Source organism: Arthrobacter sp. ISL-72 (assembly GCF_018613755.1).
In the GTDB taxonomy this organism is placed as follows: Bacteria; Actinomycetota; Actinomycetes; order Actinomycetales; family Micrococcaceae; genus Arthrobacter.
The window spans coordinates 324171-340648 of record NZ_JAGGPP010000001.1 but is presented as its reverse complement, the minus strand read 5'-3'; the positions used below and the strand labels follow the sequence as shown (position 1 = coordinate 340648).

Genomic DNA, 16478 nt, shown 5'->3' with positions numbered 1-16478 from the left:
GGGCGGAGTCTAATTAGTCCATGACTGATGAGCCGGAGGTACGCCGTGCCCTGGTCATCGAAGACGACGAAGACATCCGCGGGCTCCTGGTCCATATCCTGACGAAGCAGGGTTTCCAGGTGTCCGCCGTCTCATCCGGGCGGGCAGGCATCGAACTGATGCAGCGCGACGGCGCCGAACTGGTGACGCTGGACCTCAACCTTCCAGACCTGGACGGCATTGAAGTCTGCCGTGAACTGCGCCGGTTTTCCGATGCCTACATTCTGATGATCACGGCACGCGGCGAGGAACTGGACCGCCTGACCGGCCTCGACACCGGAGCGGACGACTACCTCACCAAGCCGTTCAGCCCGCGGGAACTGGGATCACGGATCACCGCTCTGTTCCGCCGGCCGCGCGCCAGCACCGTGCACGAGGCGGCCGCGCAGGACGAGCTGCGCCGCGCCGTGGAAGTCCAGCACAGCCTGCTCCCGGCGGAGGGCCTGTCCGTCGACGGGTTCGACATTGCCGGCGCCTTCCGGCCCTCCCGCAACGTCGGCGGCGACTTTTTCGACTGGTACCCGAACGACGGCGGGCTGCAGCTGACGCTCGCGGACGCCATGGGCAAGGGCATGGGCGCTGCACTGATCGCGGCCACCGTCCGCGCCGTCATGCGTTCCGTGGCGCACCGGGCGCCGCTGGGCGAGGCGTTCAGATCGGCCGGACGGATCCTGGAAGCCGATCTGGAGCAGTCGGCGTCGTTCGTCACCCTGTTCCACGCGCGCCTCGCCGCCTCCACCGGAATCCTGCACTATGTGGACGCCGGCCATGGCCTGGCGCTGCACATCAAGGCGGACGGCAGCTGCTCCCGGCTAATCACCGGCGGACCTCCGGTAGGTGCCTGGCCCGGCCAGGAATGGGACGCGCACCAGGTCTCGCTGGAGCCCGGAGATTGCCTGGCTGTTGTCAGCGACGGCCTGCTGGATGTCTACCCCGACGTCGAGGTCCTGACTGCGGTGGTGTCCGGCACCGTCTCCGCCAGCGCCAGCGCACAGGCTGCCTGCGATGCCGTCCTTGAGCTGGCCTCGGGACGCGACGTTTCCGACGACGCCACGGTGGTCGTGCTGAAACGGGCGCGGCGCTAGCTGCCCGCCGGCGCGGCTTCGAGGCTGAAGCTCCCGACTCGTTACATGCCCGCAATCCCGGGGATATTCTGATGTAACTGCGGTATCGGAGACTGGGGGTATGTCCCTCACCGGACTTTTCTCACGGAACATTGGGGATTATCCGAAGGACGTCGCCTGTGCCTACTCCGCTTAACCAGACTGTCGCCGACTCCGCCCTCCTGACCCGGTCCCTGCCGCTCGGCCTGCTCCGCGCCTTTGTGCAGTCGGATGCCGCCGATGACGGCCTCACGCCGCAGCTGCTGGCCGAACTCAAGATCCTGGCCCGGACACCCGGGCTGCTCGTGGCCTGCAACTACGGCGGGACGCTCTGTGACGCTGAAGGAATCTCCACCGAAACCCTCCCGCTGGGCAGCGCTGCGATTGCGCTCCGTGCGCTGGCAGCCCTGCCGAACACCCACGCCGCCGTCATCTCCGGCCGGTCGCTGCGTGACCTCGCCGCAGTTTCGAGGCTCCCGGCGGAGGTGCACCTGGTGGGTTCGCACGGCGCGGAGTTCGACATGGGCTTCGCCCACGGCCTTTCCCTGGCCACTGAATCAGTCCTGCAGCAGGCAAGCCAGGCCCTCGTTGAAACGATCGGTGCCTACAAGGGAATCAGCATCGAGCGCAAGCCCGTGGCGGTCTCCGTGCACACACGGCCGGCCTCGCCTGCGATCGTTGCCAAGGTGCTGGAGAAGGCCGAGGAGGTTGCCCGCGCCCACGGCCTGTTCTACATCATTGACGGCTCCGTGCTGGACCTTTCGGTGGTGGAGCCGTCCAAGGCCGACGCGCTGGAGCACCTCCGGGCCAGGCTCGGCGTGAGCGCGGCCCTCTATGCCGGTGATGCCTCCAGCGACGAACTGGCCATGGCCACCCTGCGCGGCCCGGACATGGGAATCCGGGTGGGGGAGGGGTCCACCGTGGCGGCGCACCGGCTCCGGGATCCCGAATCGTTCGCCCGGATCCTGGCCATCCTGTTCGAACTGCGCCGGGCCTGGCTCTTCGGGGAGGACGCCGTCGGCCTGGAACGCCACTCCATGATCGGCAACGGCTCGTCCACGGCCCTGATCACCCCCGAGGCCAAGGTCTGCTGGATGAGCCACCCGCTGCCGGACTCCGGTTCGCTGTTCGCCCACATCCTGGGCGGCGACGCGGCCGGCCACTTCTCGGTGGAGCCGGTCAAGGCGTCCCAGGTCCTGGGTCAGCGCTACGTCGACAGCACCATGATCGTGGAAACCCGCTGGGCCGACGTCACCGTGACCGACTACCTCGAACCGGCGCCGGACGGGATCACCAGCCTGGTCCGGGTGCTGTCCGGGAGCGGCGCGGCACGGATTGTCTTCGCACCCCGTCCCGACTACGCCAACGCCCCGTTCAGCATGGAGGCCAGGGGCGAGGAGCTGCACGTGGTGGGCACCTCCGATCCGATCATCCTGCTGGCTCCCGGGGTCAGTTTTGCCATCACGTCGGACGGTCGCCATGCCACGGCGACCGCGGACGTCAACCTGCAGAACGGTCCCGTGGTCCTCAACCTTCGGTGCGGTGACACGGATCCGGGAAACGCGGCGGCGGCCGGCGAAACGGAACGCCGTGCCGCCGTCGCCCATCACTCCCGGCGGTGGGTCCAGGACCTGGAGCTGCCCGGCGTCAAGCCGTCGCTGGTGCGCCGCTCGGCGCTGGTGCTCCGCGCGCTGGTGCACGAACCCACCGGCGCCGTCCTCGCCGCACCCACCACCTCGCTGCCGGAAGGCATCGGCGGCACCCGGAACTGGGACTACCGCTATTGCTGGCTGCGGGACGGATCCATGACCGTCAACGCGCTGGTTGACCTGGGTTCCACGGCGGAGGCGTACGGGTTCCTGCGCTGGCTGGGGCGGATCCTGGAGAATGCGCCGGGCCCCGAATGGCTGCATCCGCTGTACTCGGTCACCGGGGCTCCGCTGTCCACGGAAGCCATCATCGAAAGCCTGCCCGGTTATGCCGGGTCGCGCCCCGTCCGGATCGGAAACGCCGCGGACCACCAGGTGCAGCTGGATGTCTTCGGGCCCATCGCGGAGCTGATCTGCGCAGTGAGTGAACGGGAGGGCGGGCTGGAGGATTCGCTCTGGGAGCTTATGGTCCAGATGGCGTCCGCCGTGATGGCACGCTGGCACGAGGCCGACCACGGAATCTGGGAAGCCCGCCGGGCGCCCCGGCACCACGTGTACACCAAGGTCATGTGCTGGGTGACGCTGGACCGGGCGCTGCGGACTGCTGCGCGGCACGGCAGGGCACCGGAACCGTCCTGGGCCCCCACCGCGGCAACCATCCGCGAGGAGGTCCTCCGAGAAGGCTGGGACGACGGCGCGGCGTCCTACACCGTCGCCTACGACAGTCCCGACCTGGATGCCGCCGTGCTGCACATCGGCCTGTCCGGCCTACTCGACGTCAACGACCAGCGCTTCCTGGACACGGTCACCGCCGTGGAACGGGAACTCCGCGTGGGGCCCACCGTTTTCCGGTACAGGTACGACGACGGGCTGCCGGGACTGGAGGGCGGGTTCCACATCTGCACCACCTGGCTCATCGAGGCCTACGTGGCGGTGGGGCGGATCGAGGAGGCCTGGGACCTGTTCGACCAGCTGGTGAACCTGTTCGGCCCCACCGGGCTCCTGCCCGAAGAGTACGATCCGGGCACCGAGACCCACCTCGGCAACCATCCGCAGGCCTACTCCCACCTCGGCTTCATCCGCTGCGCCCGTCTCCTGGACCGGCACCAGAAACACTAAAGCGGGCGGTCCCGGACGGGCTTGGCCCGTAAGGGTCAGGTGAGCAGCAGGGCAACGCCGATCATCGCGGGGACCGCCACGATCGTGGTGATCAGCACAGTGTCCTTTGCCACGGTGATCCCCGTCCGGTAGCGGCTGGCCGCGACGAAGACGTTCTGGGCCGTGGGCAGCGCGGAAGTCACCACAACGGCGAACAGGGCCTGCCCTTCCATCCCGAGGGTGAGCGCGAAAACGTAGGCGACCGCGGGGTGGACCACCAGCTTGAAGACGCTGGACAGCAGCGTGTCGATGCGGCGGCCTTCGGCTGCCTGCAGGGGCCGGGACCCGTTCAGGCTCATGCCGAAGGCGATCAGCATGGCGGGGATGGCAGCTCCGCCGATCAGGTGGATGGGCTGCATGACCAGCTCGGGCACCTGCCATCCCGTTCCCGCCACCACCAGGCCCAGGGCCGAACCAACGATCATCGGGTTCCTGAGGATCATGAGCGCGAAGCCGCCGGGAGTGGTTCGGTGCGAGCTCGTCGTCGCGTCCAGTGCCATCAAGAAGAGCGGGGTGAAGAAGGCCAGCTGGAAGATCAGCAGCGGTGCCACATAGCTTGCGTCGCCGAGGACGTACACGGCGATCGGGATGCCCAGGTTCGCGGAGTTCGCCAGCGATGCGCTCATGGACGAGGTCAACGATTCGGGCGCGGCCCGTTTGAGCAGGAACCGGACGATCACAAAGAACAGAGCGGCCGTGACTATTGCGCCGACGGCCGTGACCAGCAGGGGAGCGGCGAAGACCTCCTGGAGCTTTGCCTTGCTGAGGGTTTCAAACAGGAGCGCCGGGCTCGCCACGAAGAAGGTCAGTGCGCTGAGGACCGAACGGGCATTCTCTCCCAGCACCTTCCGGCGGCCCACGAACATGCCCACCAGGATGATGGCCCACACCACGAAGAAGCCTGCGAGAACGCCTAGCACCCGGGGGTCCCTGCAAGGCCGGGTAGGCGGGGGTTGGCGTTCACCACCCCAGCCTAATCAGATTTAATCGGCCTGAAGCGCTAGGGTGGGCAGGATCTCGGTATCCGGACTGGCCGAAATACAGCCGCTGCGGAGGCCGCCGCCTAGTTCAGCGCGGAGTTGTTCAGCGCGAAAGGCGGCCGCATGAGACCGCGGGTGTGGCCCTCGGCGGGGTCGTTCCCGATCTGGACAATCCTGTTGTCCTCGTCCACATGGACCACCTTCGGAGTGTAGGCCTTGGCCTCTTCCGTGGTCATTTCCGCGTAGGTGATCAGGATGACGATGTCGTTTTCGTGCATCAGGTGCGCAGCTGCCCCGTTGATGCCGATGACTCCGGACCCGCGCTCGCCGGCAATGGTGTAGGTCTCCAGGCGGGCGCCGTTGGTCACGTCAACGATCGCCACGAGCTCTCCGGGGAGAATGTCCGCGGCTTCCAGCAGGTCCAGGTCAACGGTGACCGACCCCACGTAGTGAAGGTCAGCATGCGTGACAGTGGCCCGGTGAATTTTGGACTTGAACATTGTGCGATTCATAACGTGATCAGTGTAACGCCCATGGCACATCCGCGCTGTGACGTACGGAACTCGCGGCCGGACTGCTGCAATGGTTCGTTGGTTCGGTTCCGGCGGTGTCAGGCGGACTTGGCCTCGGGCGGGACGGGCCCGGCCGGCGCAATCGAATCGGCTGTCATGGCCAGTACCTCGCGGGCGGCAAGGATGGCGGGCCGTTTGGCGCTCGACCGCCGCACGGACGTGAAGACGGTCCGGTGCGGATTGCCAGGCAGGAGCAGCAGCTGAGCCGACGTCCCCCTTCCCGTCCACACCAGGTCCGGCATCAGTGCGACGGCGTTTCCCGACTCGATCAGCCGGATCTGCGCCTGCAGGTCGGCTGTTTCGTATCGGACGTCCGGCTCGAAGCCTGCGCTTCGGCAGGCCTGTTCGGCCCAGTGCCGGGAGGCTGCACCCCGGGGCTCCATCACCCAGGCGAGGTCCGCCGTGTCCTCGAGCGAGTTGATGGGCGGCAGGCCCTTGTCCGCTCCCGGGACGGCCAGCCGGATGGCGTCGCCGGTCAGCCGGATTCGGTCCAGTTCCGGGTACCGCGGTGCGGCGTGGCCGGGATACTGTTCCGCGATGACCAGGTCAAAGTCCCGCGCCCACGTTTCGTGGAGTGCTGTTTCCGGTTCCCTCTGGACCATCTCGATCCTGACTTCCGGGTAGGTGGCCGCCATCCGCGTGAGGGCCCCCGGCATCAGCGCAAGGGCCGCGGACTGGAAGACGGCGATCCGGACCGTGCCGGTCACCGTGGTGAGGGAGGCGGCCAGATCGGCTTCGGCCTGCTCCAGCGTTTCGAGCAGGTGTGCGGTGTGCTCCACCAGGACTTCGGCCTGCGGGGTCAGCTGCACGCGCCGCCCGGTCTTTCGCAGCAGTTGAACCCCGGCTTCCTTCTCCAGCAGCGCCAACTGCTGGGAAACCGACGACGGGCTGTATTGGAGGGCGTCCGCCACTTCCGCCAGGGTTCCCCGGATCTTCAGTTCACGGAGCAGCCTCAAGCGCCTGACGTCGAGCATGGCCGTTCCTTTGCTAAATCTAATGATTACTAATTAGGAGAATTCACTTTATCTAATGCAATTAGGATTGCATACTGATCAGACTGAGTTACCCCCATCACAGGGCGGATTGATGGGCCAAACATCTATGCAGGAGTCCCTGATGAGCACTAAAGACTTGTCCCAGTCGATCCTGAGGCGAAAGCCGATTGACGACATCGAAGTTGAAAACAAACACAGCGGACTATTCAAGTCCCTCGGCCTCTGGCAACTGACAGCCATCGGCGTCGGCGGAATTATCGGCGTCGGTATCTTCTCGCTGGCCGGGCTCGTGGCCCACGGCAGTGCCACCGAACCGGGCGTCGGCCCGGCCGTGCTGTTCTCGTTCCTGGTGGCCGGCCTGGCGTCGGCAGCGGCGGCATTGTCCTATGCGGAATTCGCCGGGATGATCCCGCGGGCGGGCTCGGCGTACACGTACGGATATGTGGCACTGGGGGAAGTGATCGGCTGGTTTATCGGCTGGGATCTGCTCCTGGAATACATCGCGATTGTGGCCGTTGTGGCCATTGGTATCTCCGGCTATTTCGACGCCTTCCTCTCCGGCCTCGGCATTCACATGCCCGTCTGGATGACCTCGACTCCGGATGAAGGCACCGGCGGCATCGTCAACATTCCGGCCATCGTGGTCTGCCTTATCGTTACCTGGATCCTGTCGCGCGGCACCAAGACCTTCGGCCGCTTCGAACTCGTGGCGGTGGCCGTCAAGGTCGTCCTGATCCTGTTCATCATCGGGCTCGGCATGTTCTACATCAACGCTGAAAACTACAACCCGTTTATGCCGAGCGGGATCGGCCCGGTCTTCGCCGGAGCAGCCACAGTCTTCTTCGCCGTGTTCGGCTACGACGCCATGAGCACCGCCGCCGAGGAAGCGACCGACGGCAAGAAGCACATGCCCAAGGCCATCCTCCTCTCGCTCATCATTGCGATGCTGCTGTACGTGGCGGCCACCCTGGTCCTGACCGGCATGCAGAACTACCAGGACATCGACCCGAAGGCCGGCTTCGCGTCCGCCTTCACCGGCGTGGGCCTGCCGATCATCGCCACCATCATCTCCGTCTTCGCAGTGCTGTCCATCCTCACCGTGATGCTGACCTTCCTGCTCGGCGTCACCCGCGTCTGGTTCTCCATGAGCCGCGACGGCCTCCTTCCGGGCTGGTTCGCCAAGACCGACCGCCACGGCACCCCGCAGCGCGTGACCTGGATCGCCGGCGTCGCTTCCGCCCTGCTGGCCGGGGTGTTTCCCATCAAGGCCGTCGCCGACCTGACCAACATCGGCATCCTGGCCGCGTTCGTCGTCGTCTGCTTCTCCGTGATTGTGTTCCGCTACAAGAGGCCCGACGCGCCCCGTACCTTCCGCCTGCCCCTCATGCCGCTGGTGCCCGCCTTCGGTGTGCTGGCTTCGGCTTTCCTGATGTTCCAGCTGCACTGGGAAACCTGGCTGCGCTTTGTCGTCTGGCTGATTATCGGCCTGGTGATCTATTTCGGCTACGGCCGCAGGCACTCACTCATGAACCCGAACAGCCCGCGACACGCAGAAGCCGTGGAGATGCACCGCCCCGTGGGGTAGCAGCCCAACCCTCTCTCACTTCCTGCCACAAATAACCGGATGCTCTCTCACATCCGGTGCCATATCGACTGACCCTCTCTCACCCTGTGGGAGGGGGTTCGTCGTTTGTGGGCAGGAAGTGAGCGAGCGTCGGCCGGGGAAAAGGGGTGGTTTGAGGCCTCCGAGCGGCCATCAAAATCGTTGGTTTTCCTAACCTGTATTGCTCAGGAAACGTCGCTTTATCTTAAGTGACGGGAGGTTCATACTGATTGAAAGACGGTCCTCACCAACGGAAAGAACGAGTGTTAGACATGACCAACATTTCAACGGAGCCTGGTGTCCGCACCCGCAAATCGGCCACCGAAGCAGCCGTTTCACGCGCTTCCCACGTACCCGAAGCCCAGGCCCTTGCCGGGGAAACCATCGGGTTGGTGCGCCGCTGGTTGACGGAAGCCTCCAAGGTCCCCGTGGATGCCTCCGCTGAACAGCTCGCCGGTGTCCTGAAGGACCCCAACGGGCTCGACTTCACGGTCGGATTCGTCGACGGCGTCGTCCGCCCGGAAGACCTCCACGTTGCCGCCCGCAACCTGGCAGCCCTGGCCCCGAAGGTTCCCGCGTTCCTGCCTTGGTACATGCGCCGTGCTGTCCAGGTCGGCGGCCTGATGGCCCCGGTCCTGCCGCAGGTCGTCATCCCGGTGGCCCGCAAGGTCCTGCGCGAGATGGTGGGCCACCTCATCGTTGACGCCACGGAGGCCAAGCTGGGCCCTGCCATTGCCAAGATCCGCAAGGACGGCATCAAGCTCAACGTGAACCTCCTCGGCGAAGCAGTCCTCGGCGAGCACGAGGCCTCCCGCCGGCTCGGCGGCACCCACACCCTGCTGGCCCGCCCCGACGTGGACTACGTGTCCATCAAGGTCTCCTCCACCGTGGCCCCGCACTCCGCCTGGGCTTTCGACGAGGCCGTGGAGCACGTCGTCGAAAAGCTCACCCCGCTGTTCCAGCGCGCCAACTCCTTCGCCAGCGGCGGCAGGAAGGCCAAGTTCATCAACCTGGACATGGAGGAGTACAAGGACCTGGACATGACCATCGCGGTCTTCACCCGGATCCTGGACAAGCCCGAGTTCAAGAACCTTGAAGCCGGCATCGTGCTCCAGGCCTACCTCCCGGACGCCCTCGCCGCCATGATCCGCCTGCAGGACTGGGCTGCCGCCCGCCGCGCCGAAGGCGGCGCCGCCATCAAGGTCCGCGTGGTCAAGGGCGCCAACCTGCCCATGGAGCAGGTCGAGTCCTCCCTGCACGACTGGCCGCTGGCCACCTGGGGCACCAAGCAGGATTCCGACACCAACTACAAGCGCGTCATCAACTACTCGCTGCACCCGGACCGGATCAAGAACATCCGCATCGGCGTCGCCGGCCACAACCTCTTCGACATCGCCTTCGCCTGGCTGCTCGCCAAGCAGCGCGGCGTGGAGTCCGGCATCGAGTTCGAAATGCTGCTGGGCATGGCCCAGGGACAGGCCGAAGCTGTCAAGAAGGACGTCGGCTCGCTCCTGCTCTACACCCCGGTGGTTCACCCGGCCGAGTTCGACGTGGCCATCGCCTACCTGATCCGCCGCCTCGAAGAGGGCGCCAGCCAGGACAACTTCATGTCCGCCGTCTTTGAGCTCAGTGAAAATGAAGCCCTTTTTGAGCGCGAGAAGCAGCGCTTCCTCGCCTCCCTGGCAGAGCTCGACGAGGAGGTCCCCGGCCCGAACCGCCGGCAGAACCGCAGCCTCCCGGCCGAGCCGATGCCGCACGACTCCTTCGAGAACACTCCGGACACCGACCCGTCCCTGCCCGCAAACCGCGACTGGGGCCGGGCCATCCTGGAACGCGTTCCGTTCTCCACCCTGGGAAACGCCGCGGTCGAAGCAGCGGCGATCACCGATGCGGACACCCTCAACAACGTGATTGAAACCGCCGTTGAAAAGGGCAAGGCATGGGGTGCCCTCAGCGGAGCCGAGCGCGCAGAGGTCCTGCACCGCGCCGGTGACGTCCTGGAGGCGCGCCGCGCCGACCTGCTGGAAGTCATGGCCAGCGAAACGGGCAAGACCATCGACCAGGGCGACCCCGAGGTCAGCGAAGCTGTTGACTTTGCGCACTACTACGCCGAGTCGGCCCGCAAGCTCGACGACGTCGACGGCGCCACCTTCGTGCCGGCCAACCTCACCGTCGTGACCCCGCCGTGGAACTTCCCGGTGGCAATCCCCGCCGGCTCCACCCTTGCGGCACTCGCCGCCGGCTCCGCCGTCGTGATCAAGCCCGCCAAGCAGGCAAAGCGCAGCGGTGCCGTGATGATCGAAGCACTGTGGGAAGCCGGCGTTCCGCGCGACGTCCTCACCATGGTCCAGCTCGGCGAACGGGAGCTCGGACAGCAGCTCATCTCCCACCCGGCCGTGGACCGCGTCATCCTCACCGGCGGCTACGAAACCGCCGAACTGTTCCGCTCCTTCCGCAAGGACCTGCCGCTGCTGGCAGAGACCAGCGGCAAGAACGCCATCATCGTCACCCCCAGCGCGGACCTGGACCTGGCAGCGAAGGATGTTGCGTACTCGGCCTTCGGCCACGCCGGCCAGAAGTGCTCGGCCGCCTCACTGGTGATCCTGGTGGGCTCCGTCGCCAAGTCCAAGCGCTTCCACAACCAGCTCATCGACGCCGTCACCTCGCTGAAAGTCGGCTACCCGGAAGATCCGACCAGCCAGATGGGACCAATCATCGAGCCCGCCAACGGCAAGCTCCTCAACGCGCTCACCACATTGGGCGAGGGTGAAAACTGGGCTGTTGAGCCCCGGAAGCTCGATGAGACCGGCCGGCTGTGGAGCCCGGGCGTGCGCTACGGCGTGCGCCGCGGATCCTACTTCCACCTGACCGAGTTCTTCGGCCCCGTCCTCGGCGTCATCACCGCGGACACCCTGGAAGAAGCCATCGCCATCCAGAACCAGATCGAGTACGGCCTCACCGCAGGCCTGCACTCCCTCAATACCGAAGAGCTGGGCATCTGGCTGGACAGCATCCAGGCCGGCAACCTGTACGTGAACCGCGGCATCACCGGGGCGATCGTCCAGCGCCAGCCGTTCGGCGGCTGGAAGAAGTCGGCCGTCGGCGCCGGAACCAAAGCGGGCGGACCGAACTACCTTGCCGGCCTCGGCGACTGGGTCAGCAAAGCCAGCTCGGCCAACGCCACCGTCAACCACCCGGGTGTCCGCCGGATCGTCAACGCGGCCGGTGCAGCCTTGGAGCCCGCCGAGCTTGAGTCCGTCCACCGCGCCCTGGCATCCGACGCACAGGCCTGGGCCGATGAGTTCGGCACCGCCAAGGACGTCTCCGGCCTCAGCGCGGAACGGAACATTTTCCGCTACCGCAGCCTGCCGGTAACGGTTCGGCTGTCCGAGGGCGAACCGCTGGCCGACCTGGTCCGGACCGTCGCGGCCGGTGTTTTGGCCGGCTCGGCACTCACCGTGTCCACCGCCGTCGAACTCCCCGCTCCGCTGAAGGCAGCGCTGGGTGCCCTGAACATCACGGTCACCGTGGAGGACGACGCCGCGTGGCTGGCCGCAGCAGGCCGGCTCGCCGAGGCGGGCAAGCTGTCCGGCGCACGGATCCGCCTCCTCGGCGGGAACGCCACGGCCCTCGCCGAAGCCACCGGCGGCCGCCCGGACCTGGCCGTGTACGCACACCCGGTCACCGAGGCCGGCCGCGTGGAGCTGCTGCCGTTCCTGCACGAGCAGGCCGTCAGCATCACCGCCCACCGGTTCGGAACCCCCAACCACCTCTCCGACAGGCTGATCTAGCGGCTCCCGCCCAAACGAAGTCGCCGCCGGCCGGCACCCTGGGGTGCCCGCCGGCGGCGACTTCTTTTAGTTGTGGATAAAGGTTCTTACTTATACCTGGATGTAAGGGTGTCTGTTAATTCAGGGAGCCTGGCTAGCCCAAATACCAGCCCGGTGGCACCCATGAGGCCGGAACCGAGTGTGCCGAAAAATCTTCACATCCCGTGCAGAAGTAGGTGACTTCGCCCGGCTTCCGGAGGGTGCCGTCGTGCCGGTACTTGGCCGGGACGAAGGTCTCCAGGTAAATGAACTCGTCCGTCCCGCACCGCTCGCAATAGGGGCTTCCGACGAATTCAGTATCCACCAGGGTGGCGGCGGGGTGCGGTTCGCGCTGACTGACCAGATCAGCGTGTGCGCTTGCTTCATGATGTACTGGCGTGTTGCGGTGCGTCCCGAGGGTCATGGGGCGTACCGTATTGAGGGAATGGACCGAATTTGAGACTGAGAGGTGCGGGTGGTTCGTGGTTGGCGTCATCGCATGCCTATCCCGAACGTTGTCCGTCTGGCGCCCCAGGGCATTGGCGACGGGCACGGTTCGTCATCGAATCGTTGTCATTGGCTTCTGCATAACCTTTAACAAAATTCAGCATAAATTACGCACGTAATTTCTTCAATCACTTACTGGCAATACCCACGCCTACCGGGGGCCATTACTTACTTAATTACTCACTTTCCCCGCCCCGCAACCGGTAGGGTACGGGCTTCTAGGCGGAGCGCTTCAAAGTGCGCCCCACAATAGCCTGCGTGAGGGCCTCGATCACCTCCGTGTTGGCCAGCGGATTGCGGATCAGGGTGAAATCCACATCTCCGACGGGCGGCAGTTCAAACCGGCGGGTGATGATTTTCAGGTCTTCCGGAACCAGCGACGACGGCATCACGGCGACGCCGATTCCTGCCCGGACAGCGGCCAGCACGCCGCTGATCTGGCGGGTGGTGCACGTGATGCGCCACGTGCGGCCCCGGGACTCGAGGGCATCGATGGCCAGTTTTCGGCTGAGGCTGGGCGAGGGGTAGGCGATCAGCGGAACCGGGTCCCCGGGCTCCAGCGCTGTCTGCTCCAGGCCAACCCATGCGAACGCGTCGTGCTGGACCACCGTGCCGTCCTTGGCCCCGGCAACCCATTTCACGAAGACCAGGTCGAGCTGGCCGGCATTGAGTTTCTTATACAGCTGGTCGCTTTGGCCCACCGTGAGTTCCAGGTTGATCTGCGGATAGATCTGGCGGAACTCGCGGAGGATGCGGGGGAGTCCGGTGATGGCAAGGTCGTCAGCCGTGCCGAAGCGCAGCCGGCCGCGCATCGCGGATCCGGAGAAATAGCGGGATGCGGCGTCGTGCGCTGCGAGGATGCTCCGCGCGAACCCGGCCATGGCATCGCCGTTGTCCGTCAGCCGCACATCCCGGGTGTCCCGGGCGATCAGCACCCGTTTCGCTGCCGTTTCCAGCTTGCGCACGTGCTGGCTGACGGTTGGTTGCGCCAGTCCAAGGCGTTCTGCGGCCTTGGTGAAGCTGAGCGTTTCGGCCACTGCCAGGAAGGACCGGAGCTGGGCGGGTTCGAACATTTCACTCCCGGGTAGGCATCGACCGAACCCGCACCTATTGCGGATCGCAATGTTAGTTATAGGAACAATACGCTTCCATAATCTGTTTGGCCCACCATAGCGTGGGAGCTGTCCCGCTCACCCGCACCTTTGAGGATTCCTGTGGCACCCCCTTCGCCTATCACGGCAACCGTCAGTCAGCCCGCCACCCAGCCGATCGCCGTCGTCAGTGAACGGCTCCCCTGGCGCCACACCTTTATTTCCCTCCGGGTCCCGAACTTCCGCATTTTCGTCATCGGGCACTTCATCGCCGTGATCGCGCTCTGGATGCAGCGGATCGCCCAGGACTGGCTGGTGCTTCAGCTTTCCGGATCGGTCACCGCGGTGGGCATCACCGTGGCGCTGCAGTTCACTCCGTCCCTGGTGCTGGGGCCGTGGGGCGGCATCATGGCCGACAGGTTTCCGAAACGGAAGATCCTCATCCTTTGCCAGTCCGTCGCGGCGGTTCTTGCGGCTGCTCTAGCCGTCCTGGCACTGAGCCAGCGCATCGACGTGTGGCACGTCTACGCCATCGCGCTGGTGCTGGGGCTCGTCACCGTCCTGGACCAGCCGGCCCGGCAGGTGTTCGTCAACGAACTCGTCGGCCCTACCTACCTGCGCAATGCCATCAGCGTCAACTCGACAACGTTCCAGCTCGGCGGCCTGATCGGCCCCGCGCTCGCCGGACTCCTCCTCACCGCCGTCGGTGCCGGCTGGGCCTTCGCCGGAAACGCCGTGGCCTGCTGCTCAACGGTGGTGATGCTGCTGCTCCTGCGTAAGGACCAGCTGTTTGTCAGCGCGCCTGCGCCCAAGCGCAAGGGCATGCTCCGGGAGGGGCTGAAGTATGCGCTAAGCAAGCCCACCATCTACTGGCCCTGGCTGATGGCCGGTTTCATCGCGGTATTCGCCATGAGCCTCCCGGTGCTGCTGGCCGCTTTCGCGGACCACGTGTACGACGTCGGCGCCGGGGGCTACGGCCTGCTGAACGCGCTGGTTGCGCTCGGAGCACTCGGCGGCGCCATCGCCTCCACCCGCCGTCGCCGCCTGCGGCTCCGCTCGGTGGTTTTGGGCGCCGGGATGTACGGGCTTATGCTCTGCCTGTCCGCCCTGGCGCCGACCATGGTGTGGTTCGGCGCGGCCATGGTGCTCTCCGGGTTCTGGTGCCTGATGTTCCTGACCGCGTCGAACCAGCTGGTCCAGGTCAGTTCCAACATAGGGATCCGCGGCCGCGTCATGAGCCTGTACATCATGGTGCTGATCGGGGGCCAGGCCATCGGCGGTCCCATGATCGGATGGATTGCCGAGCACCTGGATCCGCACACCGCCCTCGTGGTTTCGGGCGGGGTGCCGGTGCTTGCAGCGGTGACTGTCGCCGTCGTACTAGCCCGCCGAGGTGAGCTGACGCTCAAAGTGGATCTTAAAGACCGCCGCCGCTTGCTCCGGATAGTGAGGCGAACAGCGCAACGGCCCGGCGGTGGGCCCTCAGGACCGGCGCCCCAGCCGGCGACCACGCCGGCATCGCTTACGCGTGCAGTGGGGTGTGCGGGTAGTCCGCCTGCCGCTGCTGGAACTGCAGCACGTCCTTATTGAGGATCTCCCCGTCACGGACTTCGATGGCACGCGCGATCGTCTCGTTTCCGGCCCATGCCTCTGGGCCGGAAATGACGGTTTCCAGGAATGGAAGCAGCGCCTCGCTGATCTCCCAGCTGGAGGAGTTCCACAAGTAGGACGGGCTGTGGTCCACGGCGTAGTAGTCGATATGGTCGCCCATGGTGAAAATCGGCTGGGCGAACGTGGTGGTTTTCGCCCAGCTGAAGCCCATGCCCTCGTCGCAGGACACGTCCACAATCAGGCTGCCGGGACGGAACGCGTCGAGGTCCTCTTCCCGAAGGTAAGTCAGAGGGGCGTTGGGATCCTGCAGGGTGCAGTTGACCACAATGTCACTCTCGGCGAGGAAGGGTGCCAGCGGTACCCTTCCGCGTTCGGTGATGACCTGGCTGAGGAACGGCGCCTTGTCGTCATGGTCGAACTGGGCGATCCGCACCGAATGGATGGGCGAACCGACGGCGGCCACGCCCCGGTTGGTCAGCACCTGGACGTCGTGGATGCCATGGGCATTGAGCGCTGTGACGGCACCGCGGGCGGTGGCGCCGAAACCGATGACGACAGCTGTGAGTCGCCGGCCGTAATCGCCCGTGGAGCCGGTGAGGGCAAGAGCGTGAATGACGGAGCAGTATCCGGCGAGTTCGTTGTTCTTGTGGAAGACATGAAGGCCGAAGCCGCCGTCGCTTGCCCAGTGGTTCATGGCCTCGAACGCAATCAGGGTGAGTTTCTTGTCGATGGCCAGCTGCGTGATGGCGCGGTCCTGGACGCAGTGCGGCCAGCCCCAGAGGACCTGGCCGTCGCGGAGGTCAGCGAGATCTTCGGCCTGAGGTTTGGGCAGCAGGACGACGTCGGCGTCGGCAATGATCTGGTCGCGGGTGGCAACGCGTCCCACCAGGGAAGCCAGGTGGTTGTCCGAGACGCCGAACCGTTCACCGTAGCCCTGCTCGAGGATGATCTGTTGCCGCAGCTCCGGCGCGATGCGGTCCAGGTGAAGGGGGTGGAGCGGGAGACGGCGTTCATCAGGCTTTCGCGTGCTGGCCAGGACTCCGAGGGTGAGGTGGTTCGCGGAACCGGTCACTTCTTTTTGGGGCTCGCTGCCTTGGCCGCGGTTCCCTTGTCGAGGGAGCTAGGCGGTGCTGCCGCGGCCCTCTTGTCGGCACGTTTTTCCTTGATGGACTTGCCGGATTTTGCGGATGCTGCTTGACGCGGGGACTTGTCAGCCATGATTGCTCCTGTAGCGGAACCGAAGGGGTTCCTGACTTCTGACCATACAGGTAGCGACCTAATGCCCCGCCGGATGGCCGGAGTAGGCGGCGACGGCGGGCGCCGCTGCTGACCGGAGTGTGCTGGCCTGGTGCCCGCCCGCG

Annotated in this window: 12 protein-coding genes; 5 read left to right on the top strand and 7 right to left on the bottom strand. The window is 65.8% G+C overall.

Going from position 1 to position 16478, the window contains the following annotated elements; translation table 11 throughout:
- Positions 1 to 20 precede the first annotated feature (20 nt).
- Both J7I92_RS01615 and otsB read left to right on the top strand, forming a co-directional pair.
- Entirely contained in the window at positions 21 to 1124 is a 1104-nt protein-coding gene (locus J7I92_RS01615) for a PP2C family protein-serine/threonine phosphatase (protein WP_214836405.1), read from the top strand.
- Between the two features lie 158 nt (positions 1125 to 1282).
- On the top strand, positions 1283 to 3910 hold the full coding sequence (otsB, locus tag J7I92_RS01610; protein WP_214836402.1) for a trehalose-phosphatase: 2628 nt from the start codon (positions 1283 to 1285) through the stop codon (positions 3908 to 3910).
- A 35-nt stretch (positions 3911 to 3945) separates the two neighbouring features.
- Here otsB and J7I92_RS01605 read toward each other — a convergent pair whose 3' ends face one another.
- From J7I92_RS01605 to J7I92_RS01595, 3 genes are all read right to left on the bottom strand, one after another.
- Positions 3946 to 4869, bottom strand: coding sequence for an AEC family transporter (locus tag J7I92_RS01605; protein ID WP_214836399.1), 924 nt, complete (start codon positions 4867 to 4869; stop codon positions 3946 to 3948).
- 143 nt (positions 4870 to 5012) lie between these two features.
- A complete protein-coding gene (gene panD, locus J7I92_RS01600; RefSeq protein ID WP_214836395.1) occupies positions 5013 to 5441 on the bottom strand; it encodes an aspartate 1-decarboxylase in 429 nt (142 codons plus the stop codon).
- A 98-nt stretch (positions 5442 to 5539) separates the two neighbouring features.
- Entirely contained in the window at positions 5540 to 6475 is a 936-nt protein-coding gene (locus J7I92_RS01595) for a LysR substrate-binding domain-containing protein (RefSeq protein WP_214836392.1), read from the bottom strand.
- 142 nt (positions 6476 to 6617) lie between these two features.
- Between J7I92_RS01595 and J7I92_RS01590 the strand changes: the two genes are divergently transcribed.
- Positions 6618 to 8081, top strand: coding sequence for an amino acid permease (locus tag J7I92_RS01590; protein ID WP_214836389.1), 1464 nt, complete (start codon positions 6618 to 6620; stop codon positions 8079 to 8081).
- A 290-nt stretch (positions 8082 to 8371) separates the two neighbouring features.
- Complete coding sequence (locus J7I92_RS01585) at positions 8372 to 11890, top strand: bifunctional proline dehydrogenase/L-glutamate gamma-semialdehyde dehydrogenase (RefSeq protein ID WP_214836385.1); 3519 nt, start codon at positions 8372 to 8374, stop codon at positions 11888 to 11890.
- Between the two features lie 133 nt (positions 11891 to 12023).
- Here J7I92_RS01585 and J7I92_RS01580 read toward each other — a convergent pair whose 3' ends face one another.
- Positions 12024 to 12332 carry a hypothetical protein gene (locus J7I92_RS01580; RefSeq protein WP_251039301.1) on the bottom strand — a complete coding sequence of 103 codons (309 nt, stop codon included), beginning with the start codon at positions 12330 to 12332 and terminating at the stop codon, positions 12024 to 12026.
- 301 nt (positions 12333 to 12633) lie between these two features.
- Positions 12634 to 13488 carry a LysR substrate-binding domain-containing protein gene (locus tag J7I92_RS01575; RefSeq protein WP_214836379.1) on the bottom strand — a complete coding sequence of 285 codons (855 nt, stop codon included), beginning with the start codon at positions 13486 to 13488 and terminating at the stop codon, positions 12634 to 12636.
- Positions 13489 to 13629: 141 nt separating this feature from the next.
- Here J7I92_RS01575 and J7I92_RS01570 point away from each other — a divergent pair, with 141 nt between their 5' ends.
- Positions 13630 to 15096 (top strand): MFS transporter, encoded by a 1467-nt coding sequence (locus tag J7I92_RS01570; RefSeq protein WP_214836377.1) that lies wholly within the window; start codon positions 13630 to 13632, stop codon positions 15094 to 15096.
- Here the strand turns inward: J7I92_RS01570 and J7I92_RS01565 are convergent.
- Together J7I92_RS01565 and J7I92_RS01560 are read right to left on the bottom strand one after the other, a co-directional pair.
- A complete protein-coding gene (locus J7I92_RS01565) occupies positions 15029 to 16189 on the bottom strand; it encodes a N(5)-(carboxyethyl)ornithine synthase (RefSeq protein ID WP_214836374.1) in 1161 nt (386 codons plus the stop codon). The two genes, J7I92_RS01570 and J7I92_RS01565, sit on opposite strands and share 68 nt — an antisense overlap.
- Positions 16186 to 16335, bottom strand: a complete 150-nt coding sequence (locus tag J7I92_RS01560) for a hypothetical protein (protein WP_214836371.1) — start codon at positions 16333 to 16335, stop codon at positions 16186 to 16188. Before J7I92_RS01560 ends, J7I92_RS01565 begins: the two co-directional genes overlap by 4 nt.
- Between the last annotated feature and the right edge of the window lie 143 nt (positions 16336 to 16478).